This is a genomic window from Marinobacterium weihaiense (genome assembly GCF_019061305.1).
In the GTDB taxonomy this organism is placed as follows: Bacteria; Pseudomonadota; Gammaproteobacteria; order Pseudomonadales; family Balneatricaceae; genus Marinobacterium; species Marinobacterium weihaiense.
The window spans coordinates 64310-78006 of the sequence record NZ_JAHQZT010000011.1 but is presented as its reverse complement, the minus strand read 5'-3'; the positions used below and the strand labels follow the sequence as shown (position 1 = coordinate 78006).

The following is a 13697-nucleotide window of genomic DNA, read 5'->3' as shown; positions in this document are numbered from 1 at the left end:
CCGGGCGCCGCCGATCTGTTCTGGAGTATTTGATGAACCTTAACGATCTGAGCCTGTTTATTCGCGTGGTAGAAACCGGGAGTTTCACCGCCGCGGCTGAAAGTCTCAACGTGCAAAAATCCACCATCAGCCGCCGTATCGCCCAGTTGGAAGATACCCTGGGGATTCGACTGATACAACGCACCACCCGCAAGCTCAAGCTGACGGCGGAAGGTGAAGAGCTGTTTTCACGTGCCCAGCCGCTGGTGGACGACCTGGAAGCGGTTCAGGACGATATCAGCGCCTCCAAGACCGAGCTGCGCGGCCGCCTGCGTCTGACCATGCCCACCGAGATCGGCGTGTTCATGATGAACGAAGTCATCTGCAGCTTCATGGAAGCCTACCCCCGCATCGAAGTCGATGTGGAGCTGAGCACCCGTACGGTTGACTTGATCGAGGAAGGCGTTGATCTGACACTGCGACTGGGCCCCCTGCCCAACTCCAGCCTGATTGCACGTCATATCGCCGGCTTGCATCGTGGCTTGTTCGCCACGCCCGCGTACATTGAGGCAAACGGCATGCCGCAGACGCCGGATGATCTGGCACGTCACCAGTGCATCACACTGCTGAAGCCCTTTGATCACTTGCGCTTCATCAACTGGAATAACCATGAGCCGGTCACTATGGGCGGGCGCTTGCGCACCAACAGTCTGAGTTTTGTGCGCGAGATGATTCTGCAGGGCCATGGTATCGGCCGCCTGCCGGAGGTGTTCTGCAGCGAACTGGTACAGGATGGCACTATCGTGCGCGTTCTGGGCGATTTCGATCTGGAGCCTCTTGAAATCAACGCGCTTTACGCCAGCCGCCGCAATCTGAATCCGCGTGTACGTGCGTTCCTGGATCACATGACCGAGCGCCTGCGCGATCATCCCTGGGTCCAGAGCCGTCTGGTGCACTTGGCGGGTTGATGCGCTCATCGGGGGTACTGTCACGTACCCCCTTACTCGCGCCATCAAAATCCAAAACAGTATCTATTCCGCCACACTTCCTGATACATAGTATCAGCCTTCACACTACGCTCACCTTCCGAACACCTGTACCATGCTCTTTATGGCTCCTGCTTGTTGACGCGATTGCACTGGCGCGCGGCTTTAAAACCCTTTCTTCCAGATGCACAATGGTTTTGACAACCTCAAAGGCGACCCTGCGCATGAAGATCAGATCCAAGCTGCTCATCAGCCTGTTGCTGCTGCTCGGTTTTCTCGGTTCAGGTATCTGGCTGGTCGAACACCTGCTCGTCATTCCGAAAGTGGAGTCACTGGAAATCAGTGGCCTGAAGCAAGAGCTTCAAAGCGCCAAAAGAGCCGTTCAGCGCGAAATCAAGCATATTGAACAGTTCGCCGTTGACTGGGGGCATTGGGATGAAACCCATGACTACCTGAACCGAAACAACCCGGATTTTGTGCGCGCAACCCTCGCCGAAGGTACTCTGGGTGAAATGAGCATGGACTTTGTGCTTATCGCGAGGGCCGGACGCCCGGTCCTGCTGCGCACTACCCACCGGACGATTCCGCTGCGTAAAGGACTCACTGACCGCCTGCTGAGCGGCTCTGTCAGCCATGCCCTGGCTCAGGGCGGCAGCGGCCTGGTCAACATCAACAATATGGTGCTGATGGTGGCCGCCAGCCCCGTGCGGCGCACGGACGGCAGCGGCCCGATAGCCGGCATGCTCTACTTTGGCCGCATGATCGACCCGGGTGTCACCAACACGCTGGAAGAGGCCGTAACGCCGGATATTTCTCTGGTACTGGACGCTCTTCCAACAGAACCTACCCAAGTCCTGCTTCCATCCGACCGTGAGAGCATCAGTCGCATCTGGCTCCCGCTGCTGGGCGACGGCTCTGAAGCCCTGCGGGTGGAGTTGCATGGTGGGCGCCCGTTCCTGAAGCAGACGCTCGCGTCCACCTATCAGCTGATGGCCATCATTTTTTGCGTGGGGTTAATCGGCGTGTTCTTCACCTACCTCCTGCTGCGCCACTATCTGGTCAAGCCCGTATTGGAGCTGCAGCAAGCCGTACAGCAGTTTTCCCGTTCGCAGACGCTGTCTGCATTTGAAGCCCACCCTGGCAAGGATGAGCTGGCAGACCTGTCACGGGCGTTTCAGGACATGGCGTTGCGCCTCTCGGCCGACCGTGCCGATATCATCAACGACCGGGACCGTCTCAAACAGGACAGCCTGACCGATCCGCTGACCGAGCTGGGCAACCGGCGCGCACTGGAACTCGCACTTCGCCAGCCCCAACGCTGGCGACCGGACCACTGTGCCATGGTCATGTATGTAGACCTGGACCACTTCAAGCGTATCAATGATACCTATGGCCATGACATTGGTGACCGGATTCTGCATGAATTTGCACAGCACCTGCGGTCCTGCTGCCGCGAAGACGACCTACTGATCCGCACCGGCGGTGAAGAGTTTCTGGCCATTTGCCAACTGACCGACATTGAGCAGGCCGCCGAAGTGGCCGAGCGTATCCGTCGACAGACCGAGCAACGCCCGTTTGTGGATGGGCGGATTGCCCTGACCTGTTCCATCGGTTTCATGACTGTCGCAACCAATAACCTGCCGGCACCAGGCACGTCATGGACAGCAGTGTTCAAGGTGGCAGACATGGCGCTCTATCGCGCCAAGCAAGAGGGCCGCAACCGATACGTGGGCTGGCGCCACGCCAACTGCTCAAGGCCGGGCCCGCTGCCACTGAACATGGATGAACTGCAGCAGGCACTGGCGGCCGAGATTCTAATGCCGGTTGCGCCCTGACGCGAACCGGCCGGTGGGTCAACCGGCTGTCCAGCCGGTCACGACCTTCACTTCCAGGTATTCTTCCAACCCCCAGGGGCCACCTTCACGGCCGTTGCCAGACTGTTTGTAGCCACCGAAGGGGGCACCGCCACCCAGCGCCTCGCCATTCATCTGCACCATGCCGGCCCGCAGCTGGCGCGCCACTCGATTTGCCTTGGCGCCGTCCTGTGTCTGCACATAATGCGTCAGGCCGTAAGGACTGTCATTGGCGATACGAATAGCCTCTTCTTCGGTATCGAAGGGAATCATGGCCAGCACGGGACCAAAAATTTCCTCGCGGGCGATGGTCATATCATTGTTCACGTCGGCAAACACGGTCGGGCGTACAAAGTAGCCTTCATCCATGCCATCCGGCTTGCCAAGGCCACCGGCGACCAGCCGTGCACCTTCATCAATGCCCTGTTGAATCAGCCCCTGGATCTTGTCGAACTGGGCCTGAGACACTACCGGGCCAATATGTTTGCCTTCCAGCGAAGCCTGGTTGACCTCCGTCTTGGCGGCCACCTCAATGGCCGTTTGCACCGCCTGTTCATACAGGGGGCGCTCCACCAGCATGCGGGTGGGTGCGTTGCAGGACTGGCCGGAGTTCATGAAGCAGTGGCGTACCCCCCGAACTACGGCCTTTTCATCCGCATCGGCAAACAGGATATTGGCCCCCTTGCCACCCAGCTCAAGACTGACACGCTTGACGGTATCGGCGGCGTTGCGGGAAATGGCCCGCCCTGCACGGGTTGAGCCGGTGAAGGAGATCATGTCGATGTCCGGGTGACCGGACAGCTGGGTGCCGACACCGGGGCCATCACCGTTCACCAGGTTGAACACGCCCGCCGGAAAACCGGCCGCATCGATCATCTCGGCAAACAACATGGCCGACAGCGGTGCGATTTCAGACGGTTTAAGCACCATGGTACAGCCTGCCGCCAGAGCCGCCACCACCTTGAGGGTGACCTGATTCATGGGCCAGTTCCAAGGCGTAATCAGCCCGCAGACCCCGATGGGTTCGCGTAGAACCTGGTTGCCGGGCGCATGCTCGCCCAGCGGCGTTTCGAAGTCATATTCGCGCAGCACGCGGATGAAGTTCTTCAAATGACTGGCACCGGTGCCCCACTGCGCGGTCTGGGCCAGCGCGATGGGCGCGCCCATTTCCAGCGAGATCGCCTCGGCCATTTCCGCCGAGCGGGCCTTGTACTGTGCATACAGCTTTTCCAGCAGCTCCAGGCGCGCTTCACGGCGGGTCTGGCTCCAGCTGTCAAAGGCCGCGCGTGCCGCCGCAACGGCCGCATCGGTGTCGGCCTGACTGCCCAGCGAAATCATCGCACATACCTGCTCCGTTGACGGGTCGATGACCTCAAGATCGGCGGCCTGCGCCGGCGCGACCCACTGGCCGTTGATATAGAATTCGCGTTTTTCCAGCATGTTCCATCCCTCGGTTGTGCACTTGTTGGGTTGTCTGCAGCGATCGTTAACCTCTTAAGGGTAACCACTCAGGACGTTCAGGTCACCACCCCGGCCCACTCAGGGGGCCGCTTTGACCCGTGTGCGCGGCCCCGCAATGCTGCGCTTGCTGGCGCCACTGCGACGGGTGCCACGCTTTGACGCGCTGCCGGCCGTCCCCGTAGACGAACCACTCGGCAAACCGCTTTTCTTGCGCCCCTGGCCCTTGCCGGACTTGCTCCGGGCGGACTTGCCGCGTGGCGGTGCCTTGATGCCGCTGAGTGCATCGGGCCGGATTTGACCGATCAACTGCGGCAGCGCCTGTTCCAGTGGCTGCATGAAGCCCTGATAGTTGAAGGCCTTGCGGCTGATCGCATCGAGCTGGGACTCCCAATGCGCCGTCATATCCGGTCGGCTCAACTCCTCGGGCAAAGCGGCAATCAGCGCCTTACCGGCCTCAGTGGCATTGATCTGCTTGCCCTGGCGTTGCAGAAAGCCGCGCTTGAACAACAGCTCGATAATGCCAGCCCGGGTCGCCTCGGTCCCCAAGCCATCGGTGTCACGCAATACCTTGCGCAGTTCGGCATCCTGCACAAAACGCGCAATACCGGTCATCGCCGACAGCAGGCTGGCATCGTTGAACGCCTTGGGCGGCTGGGTCATTTTCTCCAACAGTTCCCCGCGTTCACAGTGCAGCTGTTCGTTCTTGTCCAACACCGGCAGCTGCCCTTCCGCTTCGTCCTGCGCCTCCTTGCCGAGCAGCGCCTTCCAACCCGGATCGATGATCTGGCGCACCTTGGCCACAAAGATGCCGCCGGCGATGTCAACCTCGACACGTCGATCGGCATAACGGCAAGGCGGATAGAATTGCATCAGATACTGACGCGCAACCTGGCTGTAGACCTGCAGCTCGGCACGGCTGAGGCGATCCGCGGCGGCCGCCTTGGCGGTCGGGATGATGGCATGGTGCGCCTCGACCTTCTTGTCATTCCAGGCCTTGGATTTGAGACTCAAGTCAGCGTTTTGCACCGCCAACACCAGCTCCGGCTCGGTGCGGGCCACTGCCTGGCTGACCCGGCTCGCCTCGGTGAAATGCTCGGCAGGCAGGTAGCGGCAGTCGGAGCGGGGATAGGTAATCAGCTGATGCCGCTCGTACAGTGCCTGGGCCGCATCCAGCACCTGCTGGGCATTGAGCCCGAAGCGCTTGGCACAATCGATCTGCAGCGCGGACAGATTATAGGGCAAGGGCACGGCCTGCTGCCCGGTCTTGCGTTCATCCTGTTTGACTACACCCGGCTGGCCCGTAATCCGCTGCACCACGTTTTCAGCCAGTGGTTTCGACAGCACTCGCCCCTCCTCGTCCTGAAAACGTGCGCAGGCTTCGCTGGGTTGCCAGCGAGCCTTGAATGCCTCCCCCTTCTGCGTCAGCAAATGGGCATCCACCTCATAGTAGGGCTTGGGCTCGAACGCCTGGATCTCGGCATCACGCTGCACCACCAGTCCCAGTACCGGCGTCTGCACCCGGCCCACCGAAAGCACGCCATCGTAGCCGGCACCGCGGCCCTTGACTGTCAGCGCACGGGTCATGTTGATGCCGAACAGCCAGTCGGCCCGGGAACGCGCCAGCGCCGAAACCGACAACGGCACGAAATCACGATTGGGCTTGAGGCGGGCGATGGCACGCCGAACGGCTTCCGGGTTGAGGTCGGAAATCAGGCAGCGCTGCACCTGCGCACGCTTGGCAGCCGGCACCTTCAGAAAGTCGATCACCTCATCCACCAACAGCTGGCCCTCGCGGTCCGGGTCCCCGGCATGGATGATTTCGTCAGCGGCCTTGACCAGCTTGCGCAGTACCGCGATCTGCTTGCCCACGCCCTGACGCGGTCGCAACTGCCACTCCTCGGGCACGATGGGCAAATGCTCCAGTCGCCATTGCTTGTAAGCCGGATCATAGACATCGGGCTCCACCTGCTCCAGCAGATGCCCAATGCACCAGCTCACGACCTGGTCACCCCCGCAACGAATCATGCCCTCCTCCTTTTTCTGCGGACCGGGCAGAACGGCAGCGATGGCACGGGCAAGACTGGGCTTTTCGGCAATATAGAGCTTCATGGTGACGTCAAACGGTTATGGAACGGAAGGGTTAGGGTAAGAGATCAGGCCCGGCAAGTCGATAAATACTGTATGAATCAACAGCTTTTTGTCGAATACAGATCTGCTTCCGATCATGACCACCATTTCATATCTAAAAACCTGATCAATCGACACGGCCTGACGCCGTGTTTCATCCACCAGGGGCTGACTATAGTGAACCCAACAAAACAACTTGGTTCTGATGAATCGCGCCCGGAGATACTTATGAAAAATGCACTTTTGTCACGCCTGATGACAACATCCGACAGCTTCGCCCCCCTGCTGCTGCGCATCCCTGCCGGCATCATTTTCATTGCACACGGTGCGCAAAAGCTCTTTGGCGCCTTTGGCGGCTATGGCCTGGAGGGCACCGGGCAGTGGATGGCATCCATCGGCCTCGAGCCCGGTTACCTGATGGCGCTGCTGGCGGGCAGTGCCGAATTTTTCGGCGGTCTGGCACTGCTGGTCGGCCTGCTGGTTCGCCCAGCGGCGGCGGCACTGGCTTTTGCCATGCTGGTGGCCATTTTCGCCGTGCATATCGATAACGGCCTGTTCATGAGCAATAACGGCTATGAATTCGGCCTGGCCCTGCTGGCCATTTCTGCCTCACTGATGTTCAGCGGCGGCGGCGCCCTGTCGGCGGACCGACTGTTGAGCCCGCGCCAGGGATAACCCCTGGCATAGCCCCCCACTTACGCATACAAGGAGCACAACATGGGCCTGTTGATTGATGGCCGCTGGCATGACCAGTGGTACGACACCAAGACGACTCAGGGGCGCTTTGAACGCTCGACCGCGCAGTTTCGCAACTGGATTACGGCGGATGGCGATGCCGGACCCAGCGGCGAAGGAGGCTTCAAGGCCGAAGCCGGTCGCTACCACCTGTACGTGTCGCTGGCCTGCCCCTGGGCGCACCGCACTCTGATCATGCGCCGCCTGAAAGGACTGGACAGCCAGATCGGCGTATCCGTGGTCAACAGCTACATGGGTGAAAACGGCTGGAGCTTTGCAGATGAGCCCGGTGCCACCGGTGATGACCTGTACGGACTGGAATTCCTGTATCAGCTATACCTCAAGGCCGATCCGCACTACAGCGGTCGGGTAACGGTGCCGGTACTCTGGGACCGCGAGCGCCAAACCATTGTCAGCAACGAATCCGCCGACATCCTTCGCATGCTGAATTCGGCGTTTGACGCCCTCGGCGCCCGCGCGGGCGATTACTACCCGCCCCTGCTGCGCAGCGAGATCGATACCCTGAACGGCGAGATCTACGACCGCATCAACAACGGTGTTTACAAGGCCGGCTTTGCCACCCGCCAGGATGCCTATGAACAGGCGGTGTATCCGCTGTTCGAAGCCTTGGACGCGCTGGAAACGCGCTTGAGCCGTCGGCGCTATCTGCTGGGCGATCGGGTGACCGAGGCGGACTGGCGCCTGTTTACCACGCTGATTCGCTTCGATGCCGTGTACCACGGTCATTTCAAGTGCAACCTCAGGCGTATCGTCGACTATCCGCACCTCTGGGGATACGTACGCGAACTGTACCAGTGGCCCGGTATTGCCGAGACCGTCGACATGGCACATATCAAGGGCCACTACTACCGTAGTCACGCCACCATCAACCCGACCGGCATCGTGCCGGCCGGGCCTGAACTGGATCTCTCCAGTCCCCACGAACGTCAGCATTTGAGTCAATAACCGCAAGGAGAAACCGATGAGCAAACTACTGGTACTGTACTATTCATCCTATGGCCATATTGAAACGCTGGCCGAGGCCATCGCAGAAGGCGCCGCCGACGTCGACGGCACCGAGGTCGTCATCAAGCGCGTGCCCGAACTGATGCCGGAAGAGACGGCGCGCAATGCCGGGGTGAAGCTGGATCAAGCCGCACCACTGGCAGTGCCCGCTGAACTGGCCGACTACGACGCCATCATTTTCGGCACACCCACCCGCTTCGGCAATATGGCCAGCCAGATGCGCAACTTTCTGGATCAGACCGGAGGTCTCTGGGCCAAGGGCGCGCTGATCGGCAAGGTCGGCAGCGTCTTCACCAGTACCGGCACCGGGGGCGGCAATGAAACCACCGTCCAGTCCTTCCACACGACCCTGTTCCACCACGGCATGGTAGTGGTCGGCATGCCCTATGCGCTGCCGGAGATGACCGACATCAGCGCCGCACATGGCGGTTCGCCACTGGGCGCCGCCACACTTGCCGGCGCCGATGGATCACGCACGCCATCCGAACAGGAACTGACCATGGCGCGCTTTCAGGGCGCCCATGTGGCACGCATTGCCGCCAAGCTCAGCACCTGAGCCCGGCCCCGCCAGGCCTTGCACGCGTCGGGGCCTGGCGTCATACAACTGCAATCGATCACCGGTTACACTCTCGGGCTTTTGCAGTTGTTGCCCGAATCATGTCTCATCCCTCACACGACCGTTCATTTCTCGCGATTCTGCTGATTTTTCTGCGTCTGGGCCTGACCAGCTTTGGCGGCCCGGTGGCGCATCTGGGCTATTTCCGTGACGAGTTCGTCCACCGGCGCCGCTGGCTGAGCGAGGACCACTATGCTGATCTGGTCGCGCTGTGCCAGTTTCTGCCGGGGCCGGCCAGCAGTCAGGTCGGACTGGCACTGGGACTGTCGCGCGCAGGGTTCCGAGGGGCCCTGGCGGCCTGGTGCGGTTTTACGCTGCCATCCGCGCTGGCGTTAATACTGGTCGCTTACGGCGTCATGAGCCCTGCCGCCCAGGTGCCTGAAGGTGTGGTTCACGGCTTGAAACTGGTCGCGGTCGCGGTCGTCATCCAGGCTCTGTGGGGGATGGGACATCATACCTGTCGCGGCGGGCGCGCGCTGACCCTGATGAGCCTGGCGGCCATCGCCATGCTGCTGGCACCCAGTGTCTGGCTGCAACCGCTGATCCTGCTGTTGGCCGCCGGCGCGGGGCTGGTTCTCTTCAAGGGAACCGCTGCCCCCACCGACGCCTCACTGTCACTGCCGGTATCCCGGTTAACGGCTGTGGGCCTGCTGGCGCTGTTCATATTGCTGCTGGTGGGGCTGCCGCTGCTGGCCAGCATGTGGCAACACCCGGCACTGTCGCTGATCGATCTGTTTTACCGGTCCGGCTCACTGGTGTTTGGCGGTGGTCATGTAGTGCTGCCGCTGCTGCAGGCGGAAACCGTGCTGCCGGGCCACATCAGCGAAGACCTGTTCCTGGCCGGTTATGGCGCCGCACAGGCCGTACCCGGTCCGTTGTTTACGCTGGCCGCCTACCTCGGCACCGCCATGCAACAACTGCCCGGCTGGAGCGGCGGCCTAGTGGCGCTGCTCGCCATTTTCGCGCCCTCCTTTCTGCTGGTCGGGGGTGCGCTGCCGTTCTGGCAATCACTGCGCCGTAACACGCAGGCCCGGGCTGCACTGACCGGCATCAATGCCGCTGTGGTCGGATTGCTGCTGGCCGCGCTGTATACCCCGGTGTGGACCGGCACCGTCACGACCCCACTGGATGCCGCATGGGTCCTGCTGGCATGGAGTGCGCTACAGGTTTGGCGCGTGCCGGTCTGGCTGCTGGTGCCGCTGTCGGCTCTGGGCGGGGCGGTCCTGCTTTAACGATGGCGCTCAGGCCCTGCACGATACGCTGCATCAGGCGCCTCAACGCCAGTGCGCGCAACGCCCGACAGCGCCGGTGGTAGTGATCCATGTGCAAGCTGCCATCCGCATGACGCCGGATCTTGCGCCCGCTGCTGTTGAGACTGGCAATCATGATCAGCTCCTTTCCGTTAACCTGATGACAGCCTAGCCCTGCAGTTATATTATGAATAACGATTAATTCTGATCATTCCAATCGTTATTCGTGATGGAATCGCCGTGACTCAACCCAACCTGAGTACCGAACTGCTGCGTACCTTTACCACCGTTGTGGATGAAGGCGGCTTCATTCGGGCTGCCGAGCGCCTGCACAAAACACAATCCACCATCAGCCAGCAGGTGAGACGCCTGGAGCAAGAGCTGGGCGTGGCCTTGTTTCGCAGTGAAGGACGCAAGCGTGTGCTGACGCCAACCGGCGAAACCATGCTCGGTTATGCCCGCCAGATGCTGAGCCTGCAGGAGGATGCGCTGGCCGCCATCACCGAACAAAGTACCGAGGGCGAGTTGCGTATCGGCGTTTCTTTGTCGCTGACCGAGAGCCTGTTGCCATCGATTCTGGCGCGTTTCAAGCGCCACAACCCGGGCATACGGCTGAATGTGCAAACCGACTACAGCAACAGTGTCTGTGAGGACTATGACAACGACGCTTACGACCTGGCGCTGATACTGCGTCGTGATCGCAGCCAGATAAAGGGCGAACTGCTAGGGTACGAGCCATTGGTCTGGATTGGCGCCAGCGGCTATCAGTGGTCACGCAATCAACCGCTGCCGCTGGTACTGTTGAATGTGCCCTGCCTGTTTCGCGAAGCCACGCTACAGGCACTGGATGCCACCGATATCAGCTGGCGTACCCTGTATTCCACTACCAGCTTTACCAGCCTGATGGCGGCCGTACGTGCCGAGCTGGGCGTGACCGTGCGAACTCAGGGCGCACTGGCTGAAGGCCTGGAAAGTATCGGCTCCCGCCTGGGCCTGCCCGAACTGCCGCCGGTCTATATCGAGCTGCGCTACCGCCCCCATCGTGCCGGCTGTGAGCCGTTGGCACAGTTGATTCGTCACGAGCCCCTGCAGGCCTGGTAGGCTAGCGTGCGTCCGTGGCGACGCCACGCTCCATGACCCGGCGCAGCACAAAGCTGGAATGAACCCCGGTCACGCCGGCAATGCGGGTAATCTTGTGCAACAGCAAGTCGTGATAAGCATCCATGTCTTCCACCAGCACGCGCAGCTGGTAATCCGCATCCTGGCCGGTAATGATCAGACATTCGAGCACCTGCGGCAGCTTGGCAATCTCGCGTTCAAAGTTTTCGAACCGCTCCGGGGTATGGCGATCCATGGAGATGTGCAGCAGCACCATCAGGTTCAGCCCCAGCCGTTTGGCATCCACCAATGCCCGATAACCGGTAATCAGGCCATTTTCCTCCAGTGCCTTAACCCGCCGCAGACAGGGTGACGGCGACAGGCCGATGCGATCGGCCAGCTCCTGGTTACTGATGCGCCCCTGACGCTGCAGAATATCGAGAATGGCATGATCATAACGATCCAACGTCGGCTTTTCACTCTGTTGCGGCATAATATTGCTCAAATAAATTAATAGGTGATTTATATTGCCAAAAATACCCAAATCAATGGCAATTTAGCAATCATGCATCAGCGGCTTTGTCTTACCATATCCCCATCGTAAAGGTTAAGGCCCGCTGGAGACGCCAGGCTGCCTTACCCAGGCAACTGACGGCGGTGACAACCCTTACCCAGGGTTCGACTCAGCGGTCCCCCCCACAACAATGGAGAGCAATACCATGGCAAGCGCCAACTTCAACCATCGCAAATATCAGCCGGTCGAACCCGTCACCGGCTTTACCCGTACCTGGCCCGATCGTCAGGTGACCGAAGCCCCGATCTGGGCCAGTGTCGACCTGCGTGATGGTAACCAGGCCCTGCTGGAGCCGATGAACGTGGCCCAGAAACAGCGCCTGTGGCACTTGCTGGTCAAGCTCGGCATCAAGGAGATTGAAGTTGGCTTCCCGTCGGCCAGTCAGCCGGATTACGATTTTACCCGCTGGTTGATCGAAGAGAACCAGATCCCCGATGATGTGCGCATTCAGGTGCTGGTACAGGCCCGTGAAGAACTGATCGCCAAAACGTTTGAGGCGCTGAAAGGCGTCAAGCAGGCGGTGGTACACGTGTACAACTCCACCTCTCGTATCCAGCGCGAGCGTGTCTTCGGCATGAGCCAGGATGAGATCAAGGCAATCGCCGTCCGCGGGGCCGGCTGGGTCAAGCAGTATGCCGATCAGTACCCGGAAACCGATTGGACTTTCGAATACTCGCCGGAGAGTTTTACCAGCACCGAAGTGGAATACGCCGTTGACGTCTGTGAAGCGGTGATGGATGTGTGGCAGCCGACGCCGGCAAAACGCTGTATCCTCAACCTGCCGACCACGGTTGAAGTGGGTCCGGCAAGCCACTTCGCCGATCAGGTGGAATACTTCTGCCAGCATTTGAGCCGCCGTGACAGCGCCATCATCTCGGTACATACCCACAACGACCGTGGCGGTGCCGTAGCATCGGCCGAACTGGCGTTGATGGCCGGTGCCGACCGTGTCGAAGGCACCTTGCTGGGCAACGGCGAGCGTACCGGCAACATGGATATCGTCACCCTGGCAATCAACCTCTACAGCCAGGGCGTTGATCCGCAGCTGGATCTGTCCAACCCGGACGAGATCATCCAGACCTGCACCGAATGCACCGGCCTGCCGATCCACCCGCGCCACCCCTGGATTGGTGAACTGGTCTACACCGCCTTCTCCGGCAGCCATCAGGATGCCATTCGCAAATCACTGAAGCAGCAGCAGGATGACGAGCCCTGGCAGGTGGCCTACCTGCCCATCGACCCGACCGACCTGGGCCGTGATTACCAGGCGGTGATTCGTGTCAACAGCCAGTCCGGCAAGGGCGGCATGACCTTCCTGCTGGAGCGCGACTTTGGCATTAGCATCCCGCGCTGGCTGCAGCTGGAGCTGGCACCGATGGTGCAGAAAGTGTCCGAACAGCAGGGCGGCGAGCTGGACAGCCAGGTCATCCATGATCTGCTGATCAACACCTTTGTGCAGGATCAGACCCCCGTGGATCTGGCTGGCTACCGCATCGAGCGCAGCGACAATGCCGAGACCCTGTCGGCCGACATTCATGTTGATGGCGAACGCGTCTGCATCGAAGGCCAAGGCAAAGGTGCCATGGCAGCCTTTATCGATGCCTGGCAGGTGCGCACCGGCTGCAGCATCCATGTGGTGGACTACGCTGAACACGCCATGGGCGAAGGTTCGGATGTGGCTGCAGCGGCCTACGTGCAGCTCAACGTCGATGGCCAGCGTGTCAGCGGCATGGCTGTCGATGCCGATACTGTCAGCGCCTCGTTGAAGGCGGTTGTTTCAGGCCTGAACCGCTCCGGCAAGGCCACCCACATCGCTACCTCGGCTGCAACCGCCAACGCCTGACCCCTTCCTGTGCGGGCACTCTCTCCCTCGGTGCCCGCAATTCCCTGCTTTGCCGATGGTACTCGGCCTGTGTTCATGGCAGTGCCCGCTCTACACCTGCGTGACAATTCCGATTTAGCACCTGCATAAAAACTGAACTAATCTTAACG

At 60.5% G+C, this 13697-nt stretch carries 11 protein-coding genes; 8 read left to right on the top strand and 3 right to left on the bottom strand.

The genetic code is table 11. The features are described 5' to 3' along the window. Positions 1-32: 32 nt before the first annotated feature. Both KTN04_RS10285 and KTN04_RS10280 read left to right on the top strand, forming a co-directional pair. A complete protein-coding gene (locus KTN04_RS10285) occupies positions 33-947 on the top strand; it encodes a LysR family transcriptional regulator (RefSeq protein ID WP_217335145.1) in 915 nt (304 codons plus the stop codon). 242 nt (positions 948-1189) lie between these two features. Continuing rightward, entirely contained in the window at positions 1190-2800 is a 1611-nt protein-coding gene (locus KTN04_RS10280) for a diguanylate cyclase domain-containing protein (RefSeq protein ID WP_217335144.1), read from the top strand. Between the two features lie 18 nt (positions 2801-2818). Here KTN04_RS10280 and KTN04_RS10275 read toward each other — a convergent pair whose 3' ends face one another. Continuing rightward, entirely contained in the window at positions 2819-4258 is a 1440-nt protein-coding gene (locus tag KTN04_RS10275) for an aldehyde dehydrogenase family protein (protein WP_217335143.1), read from the bottom strand. Between the two features lie 99 nt (positions 4259-4357). Continuing rightward, positions 4358-6388, bottom strand: coding sequence for a DNA topoisomerase III (locus KTN04_RS10270; protein WP_217335142.1), 2031 nt, complete (start codon positions 6386-6388; stop codon positions 4358-4360). A 246-nt stretch (positions 6389-6634) separates the two neighbouring features. On the opposite strand from KTN04_RS10270, the gene KTN04_RS10265 reads away from it, so the two are divergent. From KTN04_RS10265 to KTN04_RS10245, 5 genes are all read left to right on the top strand, one after another. Further along, on the top strand, positions 6635-7081 hold the full coding sequence (locus KTN04_RS10265; protein ID WP_217335141.1) for a DoxX family protein: 447 nt from the start codon (positions 6635-6637) through the stop codon (positions 7079-7081). A 42-nt stretch (positions 7082-7123) separates the two neighbouring features. Continuing rightward, on the top strand, positions 7124-8107 hold the full coding sequence (locus tag KTN04_RS10260; protein WP_217335140.1) for a glutathione S-transferase family protein: 984 nt from the start codon (positions 7124-7126) through the stop codon (positions 8105-8107). Positions 8108-8123: 16 nt separating this feature from the next. Next, positions 8124-8723 (top strand): NAD(P)H:quinone oxidoreductase, encoded by a 600-nt coding sequence (gene wrbA / locus KTN04_RS10255; RefSeq protein WP_217335139.1) that lies wholly within the window; start codon positions 8124-8126, stop codon positions 8721-8723. A gap of 101 nt (positions 8724-8824) precedes the next feature. Beyond that, positions 8825-10015, top strand: a complete 1191-nt coding sequence (gene chrA, locus KTN04_RS10250) for a chromate efflux transporter (protein WP_217335138.1) — start codon at positions 8825-8827, stop codon at positions 10013-10015. A gap of 258 nt (positions 10016-10273) precedes the next feature. Next, entirely contained in the window at positions 10274-11134 is an 861-nt protein-coding gene (locus tag KTN04_RS10245; protein ID WP_217335137.1) for a LysR substrate-binding domain-containing protein, read from the top strand. Position 11135: 1 nt separating this feature from the next. Here KTN04_RS10245 and KTN04_RS10240 read toward each other — a convergent pair whose 3' ends face one another. Beyond that, on the bottom strand, positions 11136-11624 hold the full coding sequence (locus tag KTN04_RS10240) for an Lrp/AsnC family transcriptional regulator (RefSeq protein ID WP_217335136.1): 489 nt from the start codon (positions 11622-11624) through the stop codon (positions 11136-11138). A 226-nt stretch (positions 11625-11850) separates the two neighbouring features. On the opposite strand from KTN04_RS10240, the gene leuA reads away from it, so the two are divergent. Continuing rightward, the gene (leuA, locus tag KTN04_RS10235) at positions 11851-13548 is read left to right on the top strand and encodes a 2-isopropylmalate synthase (protein ID WP_217335135.1); all 1698 of its coding nucleotides are present in this window, start codon (positions 11851-11853) and stop codon (positions 13546-13548) included. Positions 13549-13697: the final 149 nt, after the last annotated feature.

Coding starts and splice junctions, on each gene's coding strand:
- KTN04_RS10285 (WP_217335145.1), top strand. CDS start 33: ATGAACCTTAACGATCTGAGCCTGTTTATTCGCGTGGTAGAAACCGGG.
- KTN04_RS10280 (WP_217335144.1), top strand. CDS start 1,190: ATGAAGATCAGATCCAAGCTGCTCATCAGCCTGTTGCTGCTGCTCGGT.
- KTN04_RS10275 (WP_217335143.1), bottom strand. CDS start 4,258: ATGCTGGAAAAACGCGAATTCTATATCAACGGCCAGTGGGTCGCGCCG.
- KTN04_RS10270 (WP_217335142.1), bottom strand. CDS start 6,388: ATGAAGCTCTATATTGCCGAAAAGCCCAGTCTTGCCCGTGCCATCGCT.
- KTN04_RS10265 (WP_217335141.1), top strand. CDS start 6,635: ATGAAAAATGCACTTTTGTCACGCCTGATGACAACATCCGACAGCTTC.
- KTN04_RS10260 (WP_217335140.1), top strand. CDS start 7,124: ATGGGCCTGTTGATTGATGGCCGCTGGCATGACCAGTGGTACGACACC.
- wrbA (WP_217335139.1), top strand. CDS start 8,124: ATGAGCAAACTACTGGTACTGTACTATTCATCCTATGGCCATATTGAA.
- chrA (WP_217335138.1), top strand. CDS start 8,825: ATGTCTCATCCCTCACACGACCGTTCATTTCTCGCGATTCTGCTGATT.
- KTN04_RS10240 (WP_217335136.1), bottom strand. CDS start 11,624: ATGCCGCAACAGAGTGAAAAGCCGACGTTGGATCGTTATGATCATGCC.
- leuA (WP_217335135.1), top strand. CDS start 11,851: ATGGCAAGCGCCAACTTCAACCATCGCAAATATCAGCCGGTCGAACCC.